Here is a 25,211-nt window from a genome sequence, read left to right as displayed (position 1 = left end):
TAGCGGAATGAAGAAACCCTGGGCTGGAAGGTTTAAAGAGAAGACTGCCGGTAGTGTCGAGGCATTTACTGAGTCCATATCCTTTGACTGGAGGCTCTGGCCTTACGACATTCAGGGCAGTATTGCACATGCACGGATGCTCGCCCGTCAGGGAATCATTTCTGGTGATGATGCTGATAAGATTATCAAGGGTCTTCAGGAGATAGCCTCTGAAATAGAAGCAGGCAAGTTTCGTTTTAGGCAGGATCTTGAGGATATACACATGAATATAGAGGCTGCACTCATAAAGAAGATCGGGCCTTCAGGCGGCAAGCTCCACACAGCACGCTCCCGCAATGACCAGGTTGCCCTTGACCTGAGGCTTTATCTCAGGGCTGAAGTGGAGGGGTTTATAAGGACAATAAAAAAGCTTCAGAGGGTTCTTTTGAGGCTTGCCAAAAGGCATGCAGATACGATAATGCCGGGATATACTCACCTTCAGAGGGCTCAGCCCGTAACCCTCGGGCATCATATTCTTGCATATGTCGAGATGTTTCAGCGTGACAGGGAAAGGCTTCAGGATGCCCTCAAGAGGATCAACACACTTCCCCTTGGCGCATGTGCCCTTGCCGGTACCACCCTGCCGATAGACAGGGCCTATGTTGCAAGGCTTCTGAAGTTTAAGAGGATTGCCGGCAACAGTATGGATGCGGTTTCAGACAGGGATTTTGCCCTTGAGTTTCTGTCCATTGGCTCAATCCTGATGCTTCATCTCAGCAGGATGGCAGAAGAGCTTGTCCTCTGGTCAACAGAGGAGTTTTCCTTTATTGAGCTTCCTGATGCCTTTACAACGGGTTCAAGTATAATGCCGCAGAAGAAGAACCCGGATGTGGCGGAATTGATAAGGGGGAAAGTCGGCCGCGTTTATGGTGCACTCATAGGTCTTTTAACAACCATGAAGGCCCTCCCCCTTGCATATAACAGGGATATGCAGGAGGACAAACTTCCGGTATTTGATACTGTTGATACCCTTAACAGCGTTCTGACCATACTTGTCGAGATGTTGCCAAGGGTCAGGTTTAATAAAAAGAGGATGAAGGATACAGCTGCCGCGGGTTATTCGCTTGCCACTGACCTTGCCGAGTACCTGGTTGGAAAGGGTCTGCCCTTCCGTGATGCCCATGAGGTTACCGGAAGGGTTGTCAGATATGCCATTGAAAGAGACTCGGAACTTCATGAATTGACGCTTGATGAGTTCAAAGGGTTTTCACCTTTGATAGGTGCGGACATTTTTGAACTTCTTACCATTGAAAAGGCTGTGAAGAGAAGAAATTCAAGGGGAGGCACATCTCCGGACGAGGTAAGAAGGCAGATTGACCGGCTAAGGAAATCGTTATAGTGGTATAATTTAACCTGAAATGAGATTTATGGTAAGAATAGCAGGATTAGCTTTACTGGTGGCCTTTTCTTTAATTGTCCTTGCATGTGGCAAGAAAGGTCCACCAACCCTGAATGATTATCAATCGAAAACAAAACTTTCAAAGAGCACTACCGAAAAAAAGCAGGCATGGACCGCTGATAGTACTAACCTACAGGGGGTGGCGTCATTTATTTTGACAGAGTCTATGGGACAGAGGCGAGTCGACATTTATCTGTTAAGGAGTAATACTTGATGAAAGAATCAATTTTAAAGGCTGTCCGGGACAGCCTTGAGGTAAAGAAGCAGTTTTTTGAAGAGAATATCGATAATATAATCCAGGTCTCTAAAGTCATTGCCGATGCTTTCAATGACGGGAAAAAGCTCATCCTCTTTGGCAACGGGGGCTCTGCCACTGATGCCTCACATATTGCTGCGGAATTTATAAACCGCTTTAAGAGAGAAAGACCCGGTCTGCCCGCTATTGCCCTGAATACCGACGTTGCCGTATTGACGGCTATTGCCAATGACTATGATTATTCTGAAGTATTTGCCCGTCAGTTGAGGAGTCTGTCTGAAGAGGGAGATATTGTTATTGCCATCAGTACGAGCGGGGCATCTAAAAACATCCACAAGGCCCTTGATGTAGCAAAGAAAAAGAAGCTGGTTGCAATATCATTTACCGGGGGAAAGGGTACCAGGATGGCTTCCAGGTCCGCGTATGCTTTTGTGGTTGCCTCAACTGATACCCCGAGGGTTCAGGAAGTGCATATAACCCTGGGTCATATACTCTGTCAGATGGTTGATGAGATACTCTTTGAGGTGCCCAGAAAGCGATAGCGCTGAGTAAGTATTGTAACTTCTGAATGCGAGGTGAGATATCAGGATTGTAGGGATAGACCCCGGAAGTATTCTTTGCGGATACGGAGTTGTAGAGCAGGATGATCGCAAGAACCTTTTGCATGTAAGTTCAGGAGTAATAGCCCTCCCCAAAAAAGAGCCTCTGCATATAAGGTTGAAGCAACTGCATGAAGACATCAGGGATATCATGAAGCTGTATGACCCGGAGCAGGCAGTTATAGAGAAGGTCTTTTTTGCAAAGGGAGTAAAAGCAGCGCTTCACCTTGGCCATGCAAGGGGTGTCATTTTGCTTGCTGTGGCTGAAGAGGGGGTTGTTTTACAGGAATATAGTCCAAATGAGATAAAAAAAGCGGTTGTAGGATATGGCAGGGCTGAAAAAAGGCAGGTCCAGAAGATGGTAAAGACTATCCTCTCCCTTGACGAAGAGCCCTCTCCTGATGGTGCTGATGCCCTGGCCCTGGCTATCTGTCATCTAAATACAATGAACTTCAGGTCTTGTCTGGTTGATCCGTAAGTGTCTTCTTTACAGCCTCTTCAAACCCCACAGGCCTGAAACCAAACTCGTGTTCTACAGAATCCAGCTCAGTAATATTGTCGAGCTGAAGAAGGTCGATCTGCTCAGCACTTACATCCGGCATTTTTATTCCAACTGTCCTGCCAAGTGTTCTGAAGACCTGAAGAAAGGGGAGTCCGGCCTTTGTGATAGTGGGGGGGATATGTACAATGGGTTTGTTTATCCCCATCTCCTTCATTATGAGTTTCAATATCTCGTTGTAACTCAGATGCTCAGGGCCTCCAAACTCAAGAACCCGGTTTATAAAGTCCTGACCATCAAGAATCTTTAAGAAACATCTGACCCAGTCATCAATGAATATCGGCTGAAACCTTGCCTTTCCATCCCCTGGCACAGGCACAACAGGCCCAAGTCTTAGCAGCTCCTTTATGTTTTCTGTAAATCCATCACCAGGGCCTATTATTAACGAGGGCCGGAATATGGTATAGGGGATTCCGGAGTCTTTTACTATCTCTTCAGCTTCGGCCTTTGTCCGAAGGTATTTAAACGGAGAGCGGAGGTCTGCACCAAGGGCTGACTGAAAGAAGAAGTGCTCGACATCAGAGGATTTTGCTTCATCAACAAGGTTTTTTGTCCCTTCAATATGGACCCTGTCAAAAGTGCTCTTTCCCTGCTCCCTGATAATCCCGACAAGATGAGTGACAAGCCTGACCCCTTCAAGTTTTCCCTTCAAACTCTCCCTGTCGGTAATGTCACCTTTAGTAGTCTCAAAGCCAGGGGACGTGCATGCTCCGGCCCCTTTATCAGACCTCACAAGGCACCTTACCCTATACTCTCCGGAGCTTAAACTCCTTGTAAGGTGTCTGCCTACAAAACCTGTTGCTCCAGCAATAAATATCATAGTTTTAAAAAGATATAGAAACTAATATCCTCTATCCGCAGATTAGCTTGTTCTTATAAAATCAGCTCCTTATATACTTTCATAGAGTTTTCAGTAATGGTCTTGTGCAGACTGTTTCCATGGGCATCCATCGTGACTATTGCAGGGAAATCCTCAACCTCTATGAGCCACATGGCCTCCGGCTCCCCGAACTCCTCAATCTTCCAGCCATCCACAACCCTCTTTATCCTGTCAGCAAGATAAACTGCAGCGCCGCTTATGGTATGGAGATAAACACACCCCTCTTCTCTCAGTGCTTGGAGGGTCTTTTCTCCCATGCCGCCTTTCCCTATAATTCCCTTCAGTCCATACTCTTTTATCACCCACCACTCATACATCTCCACCCTTTGACTTGTTGTCGGCCCGCCGGCTATAAGCCTGTATCCCTGCTCTTCTTTCTTGATTATTGGCCCGCAGTGATAGAGTACAGCACCTTTGAGTTCAAAGGGGATGGATTTACTGTCAAGTTTTTCGCTGAACAGAAATTTATGGACCCTGTCCCTGCCTGTTACAAGCATTCCATTCAGCATCACAAAGTCTCCCACTCTCAATGAACCGGTATCTTCTTCAGAGAGTGGGGTAGTTAATCGTTTGAGATCCACTGAGTGCCTCCAAGGTATAAATATTCTCTATCCCCAAACCAGTCTTCCCCGCCTGTTAGCCCAGCAGCAGACCGAGACATCCACAAAGTAGGAGGCCGGGTGGCGGTGGTTGTAGTCTATATTTACCCCGATTACCGTGGTCTTGCCGCCAAATCCGAGGGGCCCTATGCCAAGCTGATTCAGTTCATCAAGGAGCCTTACCTGCAGGGCGTGGATTTCTTCATCTCCGTCTCTTTCATCAATCCGTCTGAGCAGTTGCCTCTTTGCAAGCACAGAGACCTGGTCTTTTGTTGCCCCAATCCCGACGCCAAGGGTATAAGGGGGACAACCCCTTCCCTGTGCCTTGAAAACAGTATCAATTATACACTTTCTGACTCCGTCAAGGTCTCTCTGGGCGTTTATCTCTTCTGCCGGCAGCTTGTAGATCTGTCCTGCATTTTCACATCCCGAGCCTTTGAGCATGAGATCAATCGTGAGGACATGCTCCCCGGTCTCTTCAAAGTATATCACCGGGATGTTTTTTCCGGTATTGTCCCCTGAATTTTTATCTGTGAGGATATCCACGGCATTTGGCCTGAGGGGCACCTTTTCAGTGGCCTCCCTTGTGGCAACAACGATGATCTCCCTCAATTCCTTCTGGCTCAGTTGTTGCGGGATTCTGACAAAGAATGTCGGCACTCCGGTATCCTGACAAATGGGTCGTGATGTCTTTCTTGCAAGTGCAATATTTTCAAGGACTACCTTCATTGCCTCTTTGGCAATCCCTTCATCTTCTATTTCATGTGCCTGTTTGAGTTCATTTTCGATATCCGATGGCAGGGAGGTTGCCACTTTTCTGTAAAGTTCAGCAATCCCGTGTTTTAGTTTTAACAACCCTTTTGCCTCCTGTTTTTTAGAGTTGAGGAGTTAAGGATAAAAAAAGTTGAGGAGTTTAGGAGTTAACTGACAAGATAACCCTATAAAGCTTCCTATCACTCCATAATCCTTACTCCACCACTCCACCACTCCACCACTCCAATCTTCTCTCCTCACCCCGTAGTCCTCTTCAAGCTCATGAGGGAGTCGATGTGTTTCTCTTCCTGGGACATCATTTCCCTGAAGATTACCTTTGCATTGGAATCCTCTGCTGAATCAGACAGTTTTCTGTAAAAATTAAATGCCTTCCCCTCAATCTCAAGTGCCAATATAATGGCTTCAGTATCGTCAATAAATTCCTTTTCCTCAAACAGCTCTTCGGCGTTTTTTACAGGAATTCCCGACTCAATATGCGTAGCGGGAACCTTTTTCCTGAACTCTTCGTAGCTCAGGGTCTCAATATCTCCCTGAAGGGACCGGTGTAAAAACTCAAGGTAGTTCATATGGGTCTCTTCCCAGTCACGGAGTTTTGTGAAAGTCTCTTTTGCATAATCAACCTTGGCCTTTGAAGCTGCAAAATCATAAAAATCCCTTGTTCCCTTCTCCATTGCGTAGGCCTCAACAATTGCCTCTATCAGGTCTTCTTTACCGGTAATCATCCCACACCCTCCAGGTCAGCCTCTGAAAAGATTATCTCATCTCTGAACGATCTTATCAGGTAGATGGTTTTCATGATCTCCGTGTCAAGAACATCAACTATGGCGGCATCCAGTCCGGCACCTGCCATGTAAGTCATAAAAGTTGAATCTACTGTTGATTTCAGGTTTTTATTGAGTCCCACCGAGACATTGGATATCCAGGCTATGGTATTTATGGGCGGGTCAACCATCTCTTTAAGGGCAAGAATGCATTCATGGGAGCTTGCGATGTGGTCCTGTCCCATTCCCCTGCCTATATGTACCACGGACGGGTCTGCAAAAAGCCGTACATTCGGTATGTCCGCTGCATTGGCCATCTCGATCAGTTCTTCAAGTACCTGCATTTTACCCTCAAGGGAGGTAGGGATTATGCCCTTCAATGCCCTGATTATCAACCAGCACTGGTTGTTACGGCAGAGTGAGAGGATTTTTTCAGCGTTTTGCTCTTCAAGAGAGAGATAGTTGATAATCGGCGGTTTCGTACACAGGGAAACAGACCTTTTGAGTGCCTCGGTATTTCTTGTATCAAGACTTATAACCGGATCATGTGATTGAACTATGACCTCAACAACCCTCGGAAGCATCTCCTCATCTCCGGAGCCGTCCAGTGAGCACTGAATGTTGATAACATCAGCCCCTGTGTTTACAAGTTCACCACTCAGGCGTTTGATTGTCTCGGGGTCAAACTCCGTTACTGCCTTCATGTAAGCCTGGTTTCTCGTGTTCAGATTTTCGGCTATTACAATCATGATGACCTCCTTAATTATGATATGAACAGGCCTTGGAGCCCATCGGCCAAGGCAGATAAATTATACTACCATATTATCACAAATCGATTGCGTATGAAAGAAAATATCAAGGAAAATAGTGAGAAGGCAGGAAATCCAGGGTTATCCCCTGTATATATCCTTGAAACTGAAGAGCAGCACCTTTGCATACCCAATATTGGTCTTCAGATCATTGAATGACCTCATCTTCAGTGCATGTTTTAATATCTGGCTTGGTCTCAGGTAATAGCTTCTGAGCGCCTTTTTCTGGGCATCCAGCAGGTCATTGATACTTAGCTGGGGAGTCTCTACAATTGCGGTATTATAAACAAAACTGTTCCAGTCATCGGTCCTCAGGTAGTTATGTTCTTTGGCCCATTCAAAGAATTCCGTTCCGGGGAACGGGATGGCGATTGTGAATCCTACGAGGTCCGGGCTTATCTCCTTTGCCAGCTTAATCGTGTCTTTAAGGGTCTCCTTTGTCTCTCCCGGCAGTCCAACCATAAAGTATCCGTGGACCTCAAGGCCAACCTCTTTTGTCAGCTTGAAGGCTTCCTTTATCTGATCAATAGTTGTGTTTCTGGAGGCCTTGTTCAGTATCTCCTGATTGCCGGATTCCACTCCGTACTGAATCTGCCAGCAGCCTGCTTCTTTCATTGCTCTCAGGAGTTCTTCATCCACGTAGTTCACCCTGCCGTTACATTCCCAGGAGATGTCAAGACCCCGTTTGATAATCAGCCTGCAGATCTGTTTTATTCGTTCCTTGTTCAGGTTGAATATACTGTCGCGGAAGGAGAAATTCCTGACCTTGTATTTATCATACAGATGTTGAATTTCCTCTATCACATACTCCGGGCTGTGGACCCGGAAGCTCTGGCCAAATGTGAGCTTGACATCACAATATGTGCAGGCATGTGGACAGCCCCTGCTTGTAATTATATTGACGAAATTGCCTGGCCTGCCTCTTGTATTTGAGGGATAGGGAGTGTATTTTCCGATCGGCAGTAAATGAAAGGCAGGGTAAGGTATCTGGTCCAGATCCTTAACTATCGGCCTGACCCCCGTGTTGATCACGTTACCGTTTTTCTTAAAGAGAATCCCTTTGACACCACTTAAGTCCCGATTGCCTCCAAGGGTACTGACTATATCCAACATGGTGTATTCGCCTTCTCCAATGACTGTTATGTCCACTTCGTCGCGTGTGATGACCTCGGGGCCAAGAGCAGTGATGTGTGGCCCGCCAAGCACCACGTATGTTTCCGGTGATTTCTCCTTGATTATCCTTGCAATCTCCAGTCCCTGTTTTGCCCTCGGTGTTACAACGCTGATTCCTACCAGGTCAGGTGAGTAAGCGTCAAGTTCATTGCTGAGTTTCTCGCGATTCAGACCTTCAATGTAGCCATCAATGATCCTGACATCAATATTATTCTGCTCAAGCACTGATGCAATGTATCCCAGCCCCAGTGGCAGCGAATTAAATATAGGCGGGGTGTTCTTTGTCATGCTAATTGGGGGATGGATAAGTAGAACTTTCATAAGGTATCATCTGTTATTAACAGGTGATAGGAGATCTGAATTATGGTCATTTTACCGCAAAAGAGCCCTGATATATCTTTTGCCGTACGAGAAGATGGCTCCGGGAGATGCTGAAAATATTGCATTAGGCTCAAAGTAGCAGTGCAGGAGGCACCCCTTGCAATTATCCACTACACTTAGATTATTTCCAAGCTCTTCCCAAAGTTCTTTAAAGTTTTTATCATGAAACGATCCCGTACTCTCTTTAAAAAATTCATAACATGTTCCCAGCTTACCGTCAGGCGATATACCACAGCTAAGGTATCCTGAGATGCACTTCATCTTTGGTATCTTGAATGTGTACATGGCATCAAGCATCATGTTGCTCATTGTTACAGGATAACCTTTATCCCGAAGTTCCCTTATTTTTAAGACAGCGTTTCTATAGTTATCTATGCCTCCATAGATATTATCATATCTTTTTTCAAGTTCATCCAGGTTTTTATAGTTGAAATGAGTGATGAGGGGAAAGAAGGTGAAAGATTTAATCCCAAGTTCGTAACCCGTTGCTACAATTTTATCAAGCTCTTTTGCAGACAGCTTGGTAAGTACCACGTTAAGCCCGACGTGGGGGATCTTTTTGACCGCTACCTTAATGCCTTCGGTTACAGAATCGTTAAGGACTTTTATAATGCCAATATCTTCAGGGACATCTGCATTTACTGTATCGAAAGAGAAGTTCATTACGTCCACGTTGTTACATATTTCATCGATTCTTTTTGCTACAAGAGAGCCGTTTGTAACTATTTTTGCTATCATGCCTCTCTTCTTTATCCGTTTGAGAATATCGGGAAGGTCTTTTCTTATAAGGGGTTCTCCCCCGCTTATGGCATAGACTACACAACCCATATCAGCAACCTGATCCACAAGATTCAATGCCTGTATGGTATCCAGTTCCCTGAGATTGTCCTTCCATAGCGAACAGTAAGAGCACTTGTAATTGCATTTGTGGGTTATCCTGTGCCCTACCTTGATAAGATTTCTCTTTTTAAAGAGGTTAAACTGGATTGCGGCATTCGCCATTCTAAGGGGTTTTTTTAGCATGTGGATTTTTTTGGTTTTGACATGGGGTTTTTAGTAAGAAACAAGTGTATGTGCCAGATTCATAACAATATTTTATACCTTTATAAAGCTTAAAGTCAAGGACACTCTTGATAGTATGACGATTTTTGCTTGAATCAGGGTTTATGCAGATGTTTACTAAAGAACATATCTGCGGGGAGAGTTTATTTCCTTGCCGGTTTATCTGTCGGGACCTGTTCAGGTATAGCCGGGTTTGCCCCCTCTGACCCAGGAGTCACACCTGCAGGAGAGGAGGGTATGGCCCTCTCTTCAGGCATAATGGTGGATTTGACAACAGAGCCCTGTTTTACAGAAACCACTGTAAGTATAAGGGACGTAACCATAAAGGCTATGGCAATCCCTGTGGTGAGCTTGTTCATGAATGTAGCCGCACCCCTGCCGCCGAATATCGTCTGACTCGATCCGCCTCCGAAGGCTGAACCAAGCTCGGCTCCCTTTCCACCCTGAATCAGGACTATGCCTATCAGTAACAGACATATGGTTACGTGAATAAATGTAAGTATTGTTATTATCATAATTGTTTATCTCCGCTAAATGTACTTGACTATTCCTGCAAAACTGTCCGGTTTCAGACTCGCCCCTCCAACAAGGGCGCCGTCCACATCCTCCTTTGACATCAGGGAGGATACATTATCCGGTTTTACACTTCCACCATAGAGAATTCTTATTGTGCCGGCAGTATCACCATAGAGGTTTTCGAGTTCCGACCTGATAAACCGGTGCGCCTCCTGTGCCTGCTCAGGTGATGCGGTCCTGCCGGTGCCGATGGCCCATACAGGCTCATATGCCAGAACAAGCCCGTTGGCGGTAATTCCGCTTAATCCCTCTGTTATCTGCCTCTTCAGTATATTAAATGTATCCCCGGACTCTCTTTCCTCAAGTGTTTCTCCAATGCAGAATATTACTGCAAGCCCTGCGCTTATGGCTGCCCTGATCTTCCTGTTCACAGTCTCGTCAGTCTCACCAAAATACTGGCGCCTCTCTGAGTGGCCGATAATCACATATGAGCACTCCACATCCTTAAGCATAAGAGGGGATATTTCCCCCGTATAAGCCCCTGACACCTCATAAAAGACATTCTGTCCTGCGAGTTTAATGTTACTCTCTCCGAGGAGTTTTGCAGCAACCGGCAGCGAGGTAAAAGGCGGGGCAATAACTATCTCCACATCCTGCACATCCTTTACAAGCGGGAGGAAACCATTAATAAACCCCTCGGTCTCCTTCGTAGTCTTGTTCATCTTCCAGTTTGCAGCCATCACAGGTAAACGCATGATATTAATTAAACCCCAAAGAGGGAGACAAAGTCAAATTTTTTAAAGTTAAAGGCGCATGGAGCAGAGCGCATAGAGCATAGCGTTAAGGATAAGACGTAAATGAGCTTATGCCTTCTGCGCCATGCGCCTTTGCTTTTATCTTTTACGCCATGCGCCTTAGTCTTTGCTGCTCTGCGTAAGTCCCTCTAAATTCCACTTCTCAAGCTCATTCCTTATTGCGCTTATATCCGTCCTGTTTTCGATTGCCTTGACAATCCTTCGCATATCCTTTATATCTCCGTAAAGAATTGTGCCGATTATTCTGTTTTCCCTGATGACGAGTTTTTTATAGATAAATTTGCCGGGATCTTTTATTACTATTGATTCGTGATTCCCTTCGGCGTCAATGTTGCCGGCTGCAACAAGACCCACCCCTGCAATCTTCAGGAAATTGGATATTGTCGTGCCTTTATAAACAGCGTTTCCTCCTGCCATGTTTATCCCTGCAACTTCACCCTGTTTTTCTGCAGCAGGCCATATTCCGTAAAAGACCCCCCTGTGTTGTATCAAATCTCCTGCTGCGTAAATATCCGGCAGTTCCGTTTTCATCCTGTCGTTAACAATCAGGCCTTTTTCAATCTTCAGCCCGGCCTTTTGAGCAAGGGTTGCATTTGGCCTGACGCCTGCAGATATGATTATCATGTCGCAGGCAACTCTTCTTCCATCTTCAAGTAATACTCCTTCAACCTTGTCTGCACCAAATATCTCTTCTGTTTTTGTGCCGAGATAGAATCTGAATCCCATCTGCTCCATCTGTGTCCTGAGTATATCGGCACCGTCAGGGTCCATCTGTCTTGGAAGAAGCCTTGCGAAAAACTCGACAACTGCAACAGAGATGCCGGACTTTCTCAGGGCGTTCCCTGCCTCAAGACCGAGCACGCCACCTCCGATTATGAGGAGACGCTTATTACCCATCCCTGCATACTCCCTTATTGCAATTGCATCTTTCAGGGTCCTGAGGGTAAAGACCCCTTTTTTATCGGCACCGGCAATGGCGGGAACAAAGGGTATTCCACCTGTTGCCATCAGGAGCTTGTCATATTTCAGTTTTTTATCATGTGATATGGTTAGTTCCTTTTTTGCAATATCCATATCTGTTACAGCCGTATTCAGGATAAGGTTGATTTTGTTTTCTTCATACCAGGTGTCCTTTTTTAAAATAATACTTTTTTCATCAACATCCCCGGACAGAAAGTCTATGAGCCTTATTCTGCTGTAAAAGGGATATGTCTCATCACTAATAATGGTTATCATGCCGTCATTGTCGATCTTTCTGATAAAGGCTGCCGCAGTTGTGCCTGCAACACCGTTTCCTGTTATGACGTATTTCATCATTTTCCCCCCCTTCAGTTTCTCAAAGGCGCAAAGGATAAGGCGCATGGAGCATAGCGCATAGCGTTAAGGATAAAGCGTTAAGGTAATAGCTCCATGTCCCACCATACGCCATGCGCCTTGTCTTTTGCGCCATGCTCTCTGCGCTATGCTCCTTGCGCTATGCGCCTCTATCCTCTGTACGTATAATACTATAAAATATCCAGGCCGGGGATATGCCCTTCACACACACCATCGCTTTTAAAATCTGAGTCATCTGCGTAATCTGAGGATTAAAGTCTGTATATAATCTTTCCCTGAAATCTGCGGATGAATTGATATTGCCTCTGGCGGCTTACTTGACAGATATCATTACTATTTTTTAGTGTATAAATCGCCAGGTAAGCGTTTTTAACGCAGGAAGGTATATACCGTGGAGACACTGACGGGAAATTGGAGAATTGAATTCCATCACTCCAACACTCCATTACTCCAGAGTTTTTTTGATTTTCAAGGGAGGATAGATGAAGATAGTTCTTGCTTATTCAGGAGGTCTTGATACCTCGGTTGCAATTGAATGGCTTAAGGATACATACAATGCAGAGGTCATTGCGTACTGTGCAGACCTTGGCCAGGAAGAAGACCTTGAGGCTGTCAGGGACAAGGCCCTCAGTACAGGCGCACTGCGTGCCTATATTGAAGACCTGAGAGAGGAATTTGTCAGGGACTATATTTTTCCCATGCTCAGGGCAAATGCCGTTTATGAAGGAGTTTATCTGCTGGGCACTTCCATTGCCAGGCCCCTTATTGCAAAGAGGCAGATTGAGATTGTTGAGAAGGAAGGGGCGGATGCGGTTGCCCACGGTGCTACGGGTAAGGGTAATGACCAAGTGAGGTTCGAGCTTACCTATTATGCAATGAAGCCCGACATACAGGTGATAGCGCCCTGGAGGCAGTGGCCTTTTAACTCGAGAGAATCTCTCATTGATTATGCCCGGGCAAAGGGTATAGATGTGCCGGTTACAAAGGAAAAACCATACAGTATGGACATGAATATCTTCCATATAAGTTATGAGGGCGGAGTGCTTGAAGACCCGTGGGCGGAACCACCGGATGATATGTATACAATGATGGTTTCACCGGAGAAGGCTCCTGATAAACCGGTTTACATTGAGATAGATTATGAAAAGGGCAACCCCGTGGCCATTGACGGTGAAAAACTCAGCCCCTTTGAGCTTCTTTCAAGGCTGAACGCGATTGCCGGTGAGCATGGAATAGGCAGGGTGGATCTTGTAGAGAACAGGTATGTCGGGATTAAGTCAAGGGGTGTGTACGAGACACCCGGAGGCACGGTCCTCCATGTTGCCCACAGGGCCATGGAGTCCATTACTCTTGACAGGGAGGTTTTGCACCTCAGGGATTCACTGATACCGAAATATGCTGAATGTGTCTACTATGGTTACTGGTTCTCTCCTGAGAGGGAGATGCTCCAGGAGATGATGGACAGGATTCAGGCGGATGTGACAGGAAGGGTGAGGCTTAAATTATACAAGGGCAACTGCAGTGTAGTTGGAAGAACTTCTCCAAAGAGTTTATACAGCACCGAGCTTGCAACCTTTGAGGCTGAAGAGGTCTATAATCAGAAGGATGCCGAGGGTTTTATAAAACTTAATGCATTGAGACTGAAGCAGAGAAAATGGAAAATGACCAATGGAAGATGACAAATGACTTAATCTACTGGATTGCCCTCTCCTCAATAAAGGATATAGGGCCTGCAAGGATGAGGAATCTCCTGAATACCTTTGGGTTACCTGAGGCGGTTTTTAAGGCAACTCCGAGAGGACTTAAGTCTGTAGAGGGTGTGGGAGAGCGCAGGGCGTTGGCCATAAAGTCTTTTAAGGATTGGGGAAGAATCGAGGGGATTCTTAAAAAGTGCGAGGCCCTGGGTGTGAAAATTATCAGGTACAGTGACCCCTCCTACCCCTGTTTTCTGAAGGAGATAAGTGACAGCCCTTTGATTTTTTATGCAATGGGTGATATAAAAGAAGAGGACAGGTTTTCCATTGCAGTCGTTGGTCCCAGGAGGCCGACGGATTATGGAGTAAGGGTAACGGATATGATTGCAGGAGAACTTGGCAGGCTGGGTATGACGGTAGTAAGCGGCATGGCACGGGGAATTGATACAGTGGCACATAAGGCGGCCCTGAGAAAGGGTGGCAGGAGCATTGCCGTTCTTGGTTCAGGACTGGATGTCCCTTATCCTCCTGAGAACGCCGGGCTGATGAAGATGATAGAGGCAAATGGATCTGTTATCAGTGAGTACCCCCTGGGTACCAAACCGGAGCGGGAGAACTTTCCGCGGAGGAACCGTCTGATAAGCGGTCTCTCCCTTGGTGTCCTTGTTGTTGAGGCCACAGGTGACAGCGGCACACTTATAACAGCCCGTTACGCACTTGAGCAGGGTCGTGAGGTCTTTGCCGTCCCCGGAATGATAACCTCAACGAGGTCTTCGGGGACCAATGCCCTTATCAGGCAGGGGGCGCGTCTCGTGGAAAAGGCAGCTGATATAATAGAGGAACTGGCTCCGCAGCTTAAGGGTTTTATAAGGGAGAGAAAAAGGTGCGCAGTCACCTTAACTGAAGAGGAGAAGAGTATTACAGAGAAATTGTCTCTGGAGCCGTTACATATTGATGAACTGACAAGACAGAGTGGTTTGCCCTCCTACAGGGTGCTTGGAATTCTTACAACCCTTGAGCTCAAAGGGATTGTTAAGCAGTCAGGAGGTAAAAAGTTTTATCTTGAGATGTAGGGGATGAAACCTGGAGTGATGGAGCAATGGAGAGGACTAAGACGCATAGAGCATAGAGCAAAGCGTGCAGGATACGGGATTTTAACGCCATGCGCCATGCGCTTTTCGTCTTTAAAGAACTATTAGGAGGTTTCAGGAGTGTATAGAAAGTTTATGGAGATTGTGAAGGTAATAAACGGTGATTCGCTTGAAGAAGAGAATGAATTTGATGATATTATCGTGAAACTTGAGATGTCGGACATTAATCTCTTCAAGGTAAATGATGAGCTGCGGATTCTTGAGAAGAGCCGTTTGATAGGGGACGAGGATCTGGATACCATAAAGTCAGTGGTGGTATATCTCTTTATGAAGAATAGCGGGCTTGAGACAGAAGAGATTTATGCCCTTGTTTATGGTAATGGTAAAAGCGTTATATGGCACTGATTACCGGAACATTTGCAACAGATGTTTACTTTAAATTAAAGAGGTATTGAGAATGAAATCACTTGTAATAGTAGAGTCACCTGCAAAGGCCAAGACGATAAACAAGATCCTGGGCAAGGGTTTTTCCGTAAAGGCATCAGTCGGTCATGTCAGGGACCTTCCTGCCAAAGAGCTCGGCGTTGATGTGGAGAAGGATTTTTCTCCCAGCTATGTTGTTATTCCCGGGAAGGAGAAGATTATCAAGGAATTGAGAAAGGCTGCCAGGGAGGCGGATGTTGTCTATCTTGCGCCTGACCCGGACAGGGAGGGTGAGGCAATAGCCTGGCATATAGTTGAAGAGTTAAAGAAGGCCGGAGGAGGTAAATCCGGCAAGGCCGACGGTAAGGAGATATACAGGATTACCTTTAACGAGATTACAGAAAAGGCAGTGCGTGATGCCGTCAAAAACGCTGGCAAGGTTGATATGAACAAGGTGGATGCCCAGCAGGCAAGAAGGATTCTGGACAGGCTTGTGGGCTACGGATTGAGTCCTCTCCTGTGGAGAAAGGTGCGGAGGGGACTGAGTGCGGGCCGTGTGCAGTCTGTTGCCGTAAGGATCATCGTGGAGAGGGAACGGGATATAGAGGCTTTCAAGCCCACTGAATACTGGAACATAGGGGGTCTCTTTGAGGGTTCCGTGCCTCCCGAGTTCAAGGCAAGACTCTTTAAATATAAAGAGAAGCATGTAATAAACCGTGAGAAGAATGAATTCCTTATCAAAGACAAGACAACGGCAGAGGCCCTCGTCGAAGAACTGAAGACAAAGACCTATGTGCTTGAGAAGATAGAGAAAAAACTCAGGAAACGTAAGCCCTCTCCACCCTTTATTACCAGTACCCTTCAGCAGGAGGCCTCCAGAAAGCTCAGATTTACGCCAAAGAAGACCATGGTTGTTGCACAGCAGCTTTACGAAGGGATTGAGCTTGGTGAAGAAGGCTCGGTTGGCCTGATTACGTACATGAGGACTGATTCGGTCAGGATATCCACAGAGGCCCAGGAGGCTGCACGGGTTTTTATAGAAGAAAAATACGGCAAGGAGTATCTTCCCAAGACACCTCCGGCATATAAGAAGAAAGGTCAGGCACAGGACGCACATGAGGCGGTAAGGCCGACGTATATGAACAGGCCTCCGGAGTCCATCAAGGCCTTCCTTTCAAGGGACCAGTATTCCCTGTACAGGCTGATATGGCAGCGGTTTGTGGCAAGCCAGATGGCCCCGGCAGAGATTGAACAGACCACTTTTATCATTACTCCTGAAGGAAACGGCGCAGAGTTCAGGGTGTCGGGTGATGTGATAAGGTTTAAAGGGTTTATGGCTGTTTATACAGAGAGTGTTGACACTACTACGGACGAGGATACCGGAGAAGAGGGTCTGCTGCCCCGCCTGAAGGAGGGAGAGACCCTTTCACTGAAGGATATAAGCGCATCACAACACTTTACGCAGCCACCCCCAAGGTTTACCGAGGCCTCACTTGTCAAGGCCCTTGAAGAGAAGGGCATCGGAAGGCCGAGTACATATGCTGCCATCCTCTCGACTATTCAGGAAAGGAAGTACGTAAAGAGGGAAGAGGGCAAGTTGAGGCCCACAGAGTTGGGTATGCTTGTAAACGATCTCCTTGTTGAGAGGTTTCCCGAGCTCATAGATATAGGCTTTACAGTTAAGATGGAGGACGAGCTGGACAGGGTGGAAGAGGGCAAGCTGAAGTGGGTCAGGGTGGTCAGGGAGTTTTACGACCCTTTCAGCAAGGACCTCAGCGAGGCAATGGATTCACAGGAAAGAATAAGACCCGAGGATGAACCAACGGATATCCTGTGTGAGTCATGCGGGCTGCCAATGGTCAAGAGGTGGGGCAGGCACGGGCGTTTCCTTGCCTGTACCGGTTATCCGGAGTGCAAGAACACAAAACCCCTTGAAGAGGAAAACGGCAATCTGAAGCCTGTAGAGGAGACCACGGAGAAGTGTCCTCAATGCAGTTCTCCAATGGTGATAAAGCAGAGCCGCTACGGCAGGTTCCTTGCCTGTACACGTTATCCTGAATGCAAGGGCACAAAACCCCTTGGCACAGGCGTGAGCTGTCCCCTTGACGGCGGGGAGATAATCGAGAGGAAGAGTAAAAAGGGCAAGGTCTTCTGGAGTTGCAGTAACTGGCCTGAGTGCAAATTCGCATCCTGGAACAAGCCGATAGCTGAGAAGTGTCCGGAGTGTGACTCAAAATATCTGGTGGAAAAGAGGGACAGGACAGGACAGGTTACCATTACCTGTCCGAACAAGGAATGTGAGTATAAAAAAGTCCTGGAAACAGAAGAGGCGGGGAAAGAGGGATAAAGAGTGATGGAGATTTAAATAGGTATTATGAAAAAACCCGCAAACATCTATCTCATTGACGGAAATTCCTATGTCTACCGCGCATACCACGCAATTAAGGGGTTGAGCAACTCCAAGGGGTTTCCCACCAACGCCATCTATGGCTTTATCAACACGCTTCTCAAGATACTGAGAGAAAAGGAGCCGGACGCTATTGTGGTCTCCTTTGATTCACCCCTTCCCACAGAGAGACACCGGGTATATGAAGAGTACAAGGCCCAGAGGCCTCCGGCCCCTGATGAGCTGATTATGCAGATGCCTTACATAAAGAAGATTGTTCAGGCCTTCAGGATAAAGATATACGAGGTGCCGGGGTATGAGGCGGATGACGTGCTTGCCACCCTGTCGGTCAAGTCTGCCACTGAGGGGGTTGATGCCTATATTGTCTCCGGTGACAAGGATATGCTCCAGGTCGTTGACGGGCACATCCGGATATATGATCCGGTAAAGGACCGGGTCATCGGCAGGGCGGATGTTATAGAGAGGTTTGGTATCCCCCCGGAGAGGATCCCGGAAGTTATGGCCCTCACAGGTGACACGGCAGACAATATCCCGGGTGTAAAGGGTATCGGTGAGAAGACTGCCTGCGAGATTCTTAAGGACCACACCCTTAATGATATTCTTGACAAACCTGAACTGATAAAGCGGGAGAGGCTGAGAAAGCTCATCACAGAGAACAGGGATTCCATACTCAGGAGCTATGCCCTGACAACAGTTGACAGGGATGTGCCCCTTGATTTTGATGTGAGTGAGTGTATACGCCGGGAGCCTGACTGGCAGGAGTTGCTCAATCTCTTCAGCGAGCTTGAATTCGGGACTTTTCTTAAATTAATACCTCCTCAGAATGTCTCCGGCAGCTATGAGACAGTGTTGGAATCAGGGCGTCTCAAGGCCCTGCTAAATGCCATGGAGGACTCCTTTGCCTTCAATGTGGAATTTTCGGGCACCCACCCCGTCAGTGCAGAGGTTATCGGCATCTCTTTTTCATCCGGGAAGGGCCGGGGCTATTATGTGCCCATTGCCCATCACTACCCTGAAGCCCCCGGACAGCTGGATGCCGGGACAGTCATTGACGCATTCAGGCCGCTTTTTGAGAACGAATCAATAAGGAAGATCGGCCATGATTTAAAGACTAAACTCCTCGTACTCAGAAAATCAGGCATTGATCTGAAGGGTGAGCTTTATGATACCATGGTTGCCTCATACCTCCTTAATCCGAACAAACAGAATCACAACCTTGAAGAGGTCAGCCTTGAGTACCTCTCCCTGAGAATCAAGACATTTAAAGAGGTTGCCGGAAAGCGCTCTTCCCTTGCAGCGGTGAGTATTGAAGAGGCAACCGAGTTTTCAGCTTCCAATGCCGCCGTTGTCATGGAGTTGGAGGGGATATTGTTTGGGAAACTGAAAGGGGAGGGGCTTGAGGGTCTTTATTCTGAAATCGAGATGCCCCTGATAAGGGTTCTTGCTGATATGGAGGAGGCGGGTATAAAAGTGGATACTGAACTTCTGAACGACCTTTCCGGAGAGCTTGAACGTGAGTTGACAGCCCTGAAGACAAGGATATATTTTTTGGCCGGTGAGGAGTTCAATATCAACTCACCCCGGCAACTGGGCGCAGTATTGTTTGAATCCCTCGGCCTGAAGCCCGGGAAAAAGACAAAGACAGGATATTCCACCGAGGTTGGTGTTCTTGAGGAACTTGCCCTCATGCATGAGCTGCCCGGTGAAATACTGAACTGGAGGACGCTCAGCAAGCTGAAAAACACCTACGTTGACGCCCTTCCAAAACTGGTCAGTCCGGAGACAGGCCGTATTCATACATCTTTCAACCAGACCGTAACCGCCACCGGCAGGCTCAGCAGCAGTGACCCTAATCTGCAGAATATCCCCATCAGGGGGGAGTGGGGAATAAGGATAAGACAGGCATTTATTGCCGAGAAGGGTTTTTTCCTGCTCTCTGCCGACTATTCCCAGATCGAGCTGAGGATACTTGCACACCTGAGCAGGGATGAAGGGCTAATTGATGCCTTCAGGAAAGAGATAGATATTCATACAAGGACTGCGGCGGAACTGTTTGGCGTTTCCAGGGAGCAGGTGACCCCGGAGATGCGGAGGGTGGCCAAGACGGTAAACTTCGGTGTCGTCTATGGTATGTCTGCCTTTGGCCTTTCAGGGGCCATAGGCTCCTCAAGGGAGGATGCCAGGGTCTATATTGAGCAGTATTTTGAGAAGCATCCCGGTGTCAGGCGTTATGTGAAGCAGATAATCGAGGAGGCAAAGAGGGTTGGATATGTGAGGACCCTCTTTGGAAGAAAGCGGGAGATACCTGAACTGAGGAGCTCAAATGCCCAGAAGCGTGCGTTTGGAGAGAGGCTTGCCATGAATACCCCCATACAGGGTACGGCTGCCGATATCATAAAGAAGGCCATGATAAATATAAGCAAAAGGCTTAAAGCCGAAAGGCTTCAGAGCAGGATGCTCCTTCAGGTCCATGACGAACTCGTCATTGAGGTAAGGGAAGACGAGCTTCAGCCTGTAAAAGACCTTGTCAAACATGAGATGGAGAATGCCGCTGTCATTTTGGTGCCCATCAGGGTCGATATCGGATATGGCAAAAACTGGGCTGAAGCCCATAGTTGAAGCCGTTCCCGGGAATTTGACAAAAATACTGTTTTATTTTAGAATATAACCACTTGAGATATGGAATCAACTATATCGCGAGGCTGAAAGAAGAGAGTTAGGGAGCGCAAAACGTTAAAGATAAGGCTCATAAGGGCACAGTGCGTAACACGGAGTTTTTTCTGCTTTGTCCATAACGCTTTGCGTTTTATGTCTTTAAATTTTACGTCTTTAAATAATGATACATGGGCGGATAGCTCAATTGGGAGAGCGCAGCCCTTACAAGGCTGAGGTCACAGGTTCGATCCCTGTTCCGCCTACCATATCCTTATTCTATACCGTCTCTTTTTAATCTATTCAACTGTTACACTCTTTGCCAGGTTTCTTGGCTGGTCGACATCACAGCCCCTCAACATGCCGATGTAATATGCAAGGAGTTGCAGGGGGATAACATTGACAAGGGGCGATAGTGAAGTGTGTGCAGAGGGCACCACAATCAGGTCATCCACCTTGTCACGAAGTGATTCAGGCTCATCAGTTACTGCTATCACCCTTCCACCACGTGCCTTAACCTCCTCTATGTTGGAGAGGGTTTTTTCAAAGAGGTTATCCACAGGTGCTACCACAACAACCGGTAGTCCTTCTTCTATCAGGGCTATGGGACCATGTTTCATCTCTCCGGCAGGATATCCCGTAGCAGGTATGTATGATATTTCCTTCAGTTTCAGGGCTCCCTCAAGGGCTATCGGATAGTTTATGCCCCTGCCGAGGTAAAGGAACGTCTTTGAGTATATGAGTGTCCTGGCAAGCTCTTCGATTCCTGAATTCATCTTCAGTGTCTTTTCCATAAATGCCGGTATCTTCAGGAGTTGAGACCTCAGTGTGCCAGCCTCTCCGGGAGTCAGCCTTCCGGTCCTGATTCCCAGTGCAATGGAAAGAAGGCAGAGTGCCCCTATCTGTGCAGTGAATGCCTTTGTAGAGGCCACACCTATCTCTGGGCCGGTCCTTGTGTATAAGACGGAGTCTGCCTCTCTGGATGATGTGCTCCCTACCACGTTGCAGATAGTCAGCGTCCTGGCCCCCCTCTTCTTTGCTTCCCTCTGAGCCGCAAGTGTATCTGCGGTCTCTCCGGATTGAGTGATCGAGATAAAGAGGGAGTCATGTTCAATTATGGGGCTTTTATATCTGAACTCAGAGGCTATTTCAACATCAACAGGGATGCGTGCAATGTCCTCTATCATGTATTTGCCTACGAGGGCTGCGTGGTAGGATGTGCCGCAGGCAACGACCTGTAGCTTTTTGAGCCCGATTGTCCGTTTTACAGTGAGACCAAATTCGTCAAGGATCCTCTCGGGGTCTTCTGTCCACTCCCTGATGGTATCCATCATCGCCCTTGGCTGTTCATGGATTTCCTTGAGCATGAAGTGATTATAACCTTCTTTTTCAGCCATGGACGGAGTCCAGTCAATCTCTACTGCCTGCTCCTCAACAGGTGTGGTTTCCTGAGAGTCAAGATACCGAAGCTCTATCCCTTCCTCTCCAATCGTACATATCTGTCCGTCTTCCATGAAGATAAACCTTTTTGTGTATGGAAGGAGTGCGGAAACATCAGAGGCAAAGAAAAATTCCCCATCGCCAATGCCTATTACAAGAGGGCTTCCTTTTCTGATGGAAAAAAGGGTTTTAGGATGTGCCTCGTTCATTATACCTATTGCAAAGGTACCCCGTAAGTGTGCAACCGTTTCTTTTATGGCATCCCTTATAGGCAGTTTCTTCCGCAGATAGCTTGAAATCATCTGTGGAATAACCTCAGTGTCGGTATCGGAAGAGAATGTATGACCCTCTGCAATGAGATGCGATCTCAGGTTCCTGTAATTCTCGATTATCCCGTTGTGGACTACTGCTATCCCGTCTGCACTGTGCGGATGGGCGTTCCTGGAAGAAGGGACTCCATGTGTGGCCCATCTTGTGTGTCCCAGTCCTACCATTGCGTCCGGTGTAGGATGCGGCAGGATCTTCTGCAGGTCCTTAATCTTGCCTTTTGTTTTATATATCTCTATCCCCTTGCCATTCTGAAAGGCAATTCCCGCAGAATCATACCCCCTGTACTCAAGTCTCTTCAATCCGTCAACCAAAATCGGCAGAGAGTTCCTCCTCCCAATATATCCGACTATTCCGCACATGTTGCCTCCTTGTTCACCTGTAAAATTGTATAACCTTCATTTAAATGCAATTTTAAAAAGCAAGAAATATGCCTATTTTTCTTGATATTTCAGGAGATTTTTCATTATAATCTTAATAGGAACATGTCTCTGGGGTTATTTCTGTATAGAAAAATCTCCGGAGTTTTTTTTATATATCCGTTATAATTAAAAATACTTAACAGATTAAAAATACTTAACAACTGTGGCTGGCAACGGCAGGTTTGACTAAAGATTCTCACTTGTCACATCTCTTCTTCAGTAGAGGGGGGTATTGTGAAGCAATCCTATAGTTTTTGTACCGATGACATGTTATGCATCAATTCCTGGGGAAACGAGATTACAGAGGTTACGGGGATACCTTCCTCTGCAGTACTTGGCATGAAATATTATGAAGTGCTTCCAAGGATATTAGCTGACGACAGGGATGCCCTGTCCGTGGCACTGGCAGATAAAACCCCCCTGAACCTTAAAGGATATTCCTTTAATTGCCTGCATGACCGGGTTAAAGCTGATGTAAGAATCGATCCGGTAAGAGTTGACAGCGGAAAAATTGAAGAGCTCAGGGTAGAGATCAGTCCTTACTCGGCCTGTTCAATGGCCAGGAAATTGCAAGATTCCCAGCGGCTTATTGATATTGGTAAAATAGCCTCCACCCTTGCACACGGAGTCAGAAACCCGTTGAATGCCATAAAGGGCTCTGTTGTCTATCTCAGAGAGAAATATTCGAACGAACAGACCCTTATAGAGTTTACGAGGATAATGGAGGAGGAGATAACGCGGCTTGATAATTTTATCTCAAAATTTCTCAGTACATCCATATCTGTTGCCGGTTTGTCTGAGTCGGATGTAACCATGTTGTTAAAAAAAATAGAGATTTATACGTCACTCCAGACGCATACGAATGACATAAGTACCGACTATAAGTATGGGGATATACCGCTGGCGGCAATAGACTCATTTCAGCTTGAACAGGCGGTGCTGAACGTTATAAACAATGCGATCGAGGCGATGGGCTCAGGAGGGCAGCTTTCAGTGAGGACGAGGACTCAAAATGTCTCCGGTAATGATTTTGTATTGATCGAGGTCTCTGATACCGGACCGGGGATGGCTGACAGTGGCATTAACGATATTTCCCCTGAAAATAAGGGCAGGGGGTTTGGATTGTTTATTACCCGTGAGATCCTTCAGTATTATGGCGGTTCTCTGGAGATAAAGAGCAGAAAGGGTGCTGGAACTACTGTAAGATTGTATCTTCGCGTAAGTAGTTAGGAGAGGTATGAATGGGCAATGGAACAGTATTGATTGTAGACGACGAGCCAAACGCCATCAAGGTGCTGTCTGCAATACTTCTGGAAGCTGATTATAATGTTGTAGAGTCCATAGACGTTGACATGGCCCTGAAAGCGCTCCATCAGGAAGACGTAGATGTAGTGATTACGGATCTGAGAATGCCGGGCAGGGACGGGATGCAGCTTTTTGAACACGTTACTGAAAACCACCCCGACATTCCCGTTATCTTCCTGACTGCATACGGGACCGTTGATTCTGCTGTACATGCAATTACACATGGCGCTTTTTACTACTTTATCAAGCCCCCTGACTATCTGAAACTCAAGAGTATCCTTGCGAGGGCAGTCGAACAGAGGCGACTTAAAAGAGAGATTGACGCGCTCAGAAAGAGACTTGCAGAAGAAACAACCCTTCCACGGATTATCGGGAAAACACCCCTGATGCTCAAGATATTCAATACAATTGAGACAATAAAGGATTCGGAGAGCAGTGTTATTATTTGTGGTGAGACCGGAACTGGAAAGGAATTAATTGCCCGGGCATTACATTTCGGCAGTGACCGGAGGGATCGGCCCTTTGTTGCAGTGAATTGTGCTGCCATACCGCGTGAGTTACTTGAGTCTGAACTCTTTGGATATGAAAAGGGGGCTTTTACAGGAGCTGTTTCAAGAAGGATAGGCAGGTTTGAGGAGGCCTCCGGTGGTACCCTCTTCCTTGACGAGATAGGTGAACTTGATCTTTCGGTTCAGGCAAAGCTGCTCAGGGTCCTTCAGGAGAGAGAGATAGAGAGACTTGGAAGCAACAGGAAGATTAAGGTCCATTTCAGGCTTGTGTCATCTACAAATCGCGATCTTGAAAAGGAGTCGAAGGGAGGTAATTTCAGGAAGGACCTTTTATACAGGCTGAACGTTATTCAGATTAATGTGCCCCTTCTCAGAGAGAGGCAGGATGACATTCCTTTACTTGTATCGGAATATGTCAACGAGTTCTGTATAAGAGAGAAAAAAGTGCTTACTGTATCAGATGAGGTGATGAGAATATTTCATGACTACCACTGGCCGGGAAATGTCAGGCAACTGAGGAATGTTATGGAGAGGGCTGTGGTGCTTTCAAAGGGGGATACTATTACCTCACGGGAACTCCCTGAGGAGTTTGTATCCCTGAAAAAAAGGGAGGAGCCCCTTCATTCATTAAAGACCCTCAGTGAATTGGAGTCTGAGGCTGTAAAGAATGCACTTCGGGTATGCAATGGTAATAAGTCAAAGGCTGCAAGGCTGCTCGGGATCTCGAGGAAGGCGCTTTACAAAAGGCTCAAGGACTGGAATATTGAATAAGTGTATCCATTGGAGACAGTATTATTATTAAAATTCTTTAATTTTAAAGGATTGGTAGAGGTGTGTCATAATGCTACACCTCTACCAATCCTTATGGCTATAGTAATATTGTTTCTATCGGATACAGATGCAACAATTTTAACGGGACAGTTTGAGGGTTTTAGCACGCTCTGTCGTTAATATGGCGAATCTTTTGTTCAGGCATCAAATTTG

21 protein-coding genes and 1 tRNA gene are annotated in these 25,211 nt (G+C 46.7%); 11 read left to right on the top strand and 11 right to left on the bottom strand.

Features of this window, described 5'->3' with window-relative positions:
* Nucleotides 1-7 precede the first annotated feature (7 nt).
* From argH to ruvC, 3 genes are all read left to right on the top strand, one after another.
* Nucleotides 8-1,378, top strand: a complete 1,371-nt coding sequence (argH, locus tag VST71_05590; protein ID MEC4685188.1) for an argininosuccinate lyase — start codon at nt 8-10, stop codon at nt 1,376-1,378.
* Between the two features lie 273 nt (nt 1,379-1,651).
* Nucleotides 1,652-2,236, top strand: a complete 585-nt coding sequence (locus VST71_05585; GenBank protein MEC4685187.1) for a D-sedoheptulose 7-phosphate isomerase — start codon at nt 1,652-1,654, stop codon at nt 2,234-2,236.
* A gap of 40 nt (nt 2,237-2,276) precedes the next feature.
* Nucleotides 2,277-2,771 carry a crossover junction endodeoxyribonuclease RuvC gene (gene ruvC / locus VST71_05580; protein MEC4685186.1) on the top strand — a complete coding sequence of 165 codons (495 nt, stop codon included), beginning with the start codon at nt 2,277-2,279 and terminating at the stop codon, nt 2,769-2,771.
* Here the strand turns inward: ruvC and VST71_05575 are convergent.
* From VST71_05575 to VST71_05530, 10 genes are all read right to left on the bottom strand, one after another.
* Nucleotides 2,746-3,672 carry an NAD(P)H-binding protein gene (locus tag VST71_05575; protein ID MEC4685185.1) on the bottom strand — a complete coding sequence of 309 codons (927 nt, stop codon included), beginning with the start codon at nt 3,670-3,672 and terminating at the stop codon, nt 2,746-2,748. The genes ruvC and VST71_05575 overlap by 26 nt on opposite strands.
* Before the next feature lie 53 nt (nt 3,673-3,725).
* Complete coding sequence (locus VST71_05570) at nt 3,726-4,313, bottom strand: FumA C-terminus/TtdB family hydratase beta subunit (protein ID MEC4685184.1); 588 nt, start codon at nt 4,311-4,313, stop codon at nt 3,726-3,728.
* Between the two features lie 27 nt (nt 4,314-4,340).
* Nucleotides 4,341-5,186, bottom strand: a complete 846-nt coding sequence (locus VST71_05565) for a fumarate hydratase (GenBank protein MEC4685183.1) — start codon at nt 5,184-5,186, stop codon at nt 4,341-4,343.
* A 155-nt stretch (nt 5,187-5,341) separates the two neighbouring features.
* The gene (locus VST71_05560) at nt 5,342-5,827 is read right to left on the bottom strand and encodes a ferritin family protein (protein ID MEC4685182.1); all 486 of its coding nucleotides are present in this window, start codon (nt 5,825-5,827) and stop codon (nt 5,342-5,344) included.
* Nucleotides 5,824-6,615 carry a dihydropteroate synthase gene (locus VST71_05555; GenBank protein ID MEC4685181.1) on the bottom strand — a complete coding sequence of 264 codons (792 nt, stop codon included), beginning with the start codon at nt 6,613-6,615 and terminating at the stop codon, nt 5,824-5,826. Before VST71_05555 ends, VST71_05560 begins: the two co-directional genes overlap by 4 nt.
* A 141-nt stretch (nt 6,616-6,756) precedes the next feature.
* Nucleotides 6,757-8,169: a radical SAM protein gene (locus tag VST71_05550; protein ID MEC4685180.1), complete on the bottom strand. Its 1,413-nt coding sequence runs from the start codon at nt 8,167-8,169 to the stop codon at nt 6,757-6,759.
* A gap of 51 nt (nt 8,170-8,220) precedes the next feature.
* A complete protein-coding gene (locus tag VST71_05545) occupies nt 8,221-9,231 on the bottom strand; it encodes a radical SAM protein (GenBank protein ID MEC4685179.1) in 1,011 nt (336 codons plus the stop codon).
* Between the two features lie 203 nt (nt 9,232-9,434).
* A complete protein-coding gene (gene secG, locus VST71_05540) occupies nt 9,435-9,806 on the bottom strand; it encodes a preprotein translocase subunit SecG (protein ID MEC4685178.1) in 372 nt (123 codons plus the stop codon).
* A gap of 15 nt (nt 9,807-9,821) precedes the next feature.
* Nucleotides 9,822-10,562, bottom strand: coding sequence for a triose-phosphate isomerase (gene tpiA / locus VST71_05535; GenBank protein MEC4685177.1), 741 nt, complete (start codon nt 10,560-10,562; stop codon nt 9,822-9,824).
* 159 nt (nt 10,563-10,721) lie between these two features.
* Nucleotides 10,722-11,939 (bottom strand): FAD-dependent oxidoreductase, encoded by a 1,218-nt coding sequence (locus tag VST71_05530; GenBank protein MEC4685176.1) that lies wholly within the window; start codon nt 11,937-11,939, stop codon nt 10,722-10,724.
* A 500-nt stretch (nt 11,940-12,439) separates the two neighbouring features.
* Here VST71_05530 and VST71_05525 point away from each other — a divergent pair, with 500 nt between their 5' ends.
* The 6 genes from VST71_05525 (at nt 12,440) to VST71_05500 (ending at nt 20,493) form a co-directional block, all read left to right on the top strand.
* Nucleotides 12,440-13,636: an argininosuccinate synthase gene (locus VST71_05525; GenBank protein MEC4685175.1), complete on the top strand. Its 1,197-nt coding sequence runs from the start codon at nt 12,440-12,442 to the stop codon at nt 13,634-13,636.
* Nucleotides 13,612-14,724, top strand: a complete 1,113-nt coding sequence (dprA, locus tag VST71_05520; GenBank protein MEC4685174.1) for a DNA-processing protein DprA — start codon at nt 13,612-13,614, stop codon at nt 14,722-14,724. The genes VST71_05525 and dprA overlap by 25 nt, the downstream gene beginning before the upstream one ends.
* Nucleotides 14,725-14,862: 138 nt before the next feature.
* Nucleotides 14,863-15,147, top strand: a complete 285-nt coding sequence (locus VST71_05515; protein ID MEC4685173.1) for a hypothetical protein — start codon at nt 14,863-14,865, stop codon at nt 15,145-15,147.
* Nucleotides 15,148-15,199: 52 nt separating this feature from the next.
* Nucleotides 15,200-17,512: a type I DNA topoisomerase gene (gene topA / locus VST71_05510; protein ID MEC4685172.1), complete on the top strand. Its 2,313-nt coding sequence runs from the start codon at nt 15,200-15,202 to the stop codon at nt 17,510-17,512.
* Nucleotides 17,513-17,539: 27 nt separating this feature from the next.
* Complete coding sequence (polA, locus tag VST71_05505; protein ID MEC4685171.1) at nt 17,540-20,191, top strand: DNA polymerase I; 2,652 nt, start codon at nt 17,540-17,542, stop codon at nt 20,189-20,191.
* Nucleotides 20,192-20,417: 226 nt separating this feature from the next.
* A tRNA-Val gene (locus VST71_05500) sits at nt 20,418-20,493 on the top strand.
* Nucleotides 20,494-20,523: 30 nt separating this feature from the next.
* Here VST71_05500 and glmS read toward each other — a convergent pair.
* Nucleotides 20,524-22,353 (bottom strand): glutamine--fructose-6-phosphate transaminase (isomerizing), encoded by a 1,830-nt coding sequence (glmS, locus tag VST71_05495; GenBank protein ID MEC4685170.1) that lies wholly within the window; start codon nt 22,351-22,353, stop codon nt 20,524-20,526.
* A gap of 294 nt (nt 22,354-22,647) precedes the next feature.
* Here glmS and VST71_05490 point away from each other — a divergent pair, with 294 nt between their 5' ends.
* Together VST71_05490 and VST71_05485 are read left to right on the top strand one after the other, a co-directional pair.
* On the top strand, nt 22,648-23,643 hold the full coding sequence (locus VST71_05490; GenBank protein ID MEC4685169.1) for an ATP-binding protein: 996 nt from the start codon (nt 22,648-22,650) through the stop codon (nt 23,641-23,643).
* An 11-nt stretch (nt 23,644-23,654) separates the two neighbouring features.
* A complete protein-coding gene (locus tag VST71_05485; GenBank protein ID MEC4685168.1) occupies nt 23,655-24,998 on the top strand; it encodes a sigma-54 dependent transcriptional regulator in 1,344 nt (447 codons plus the stop codon).
* The last annotated feature ends 213 nt before the right edge of the window (nt 24,999-25,211 follow it).

The organism is Nitrospirota bacterium (assembly GCA_035873375.1).
Classification (GTDB): Bacteria; Nitrospirota; Thermodesulfovibrionia; order Thermodesulfovibrionales; family JdFR-85; genus BMS3Bbin07.
This window is presented reverse-complemented; position numbering and strand designations above follow the sequence as displayed.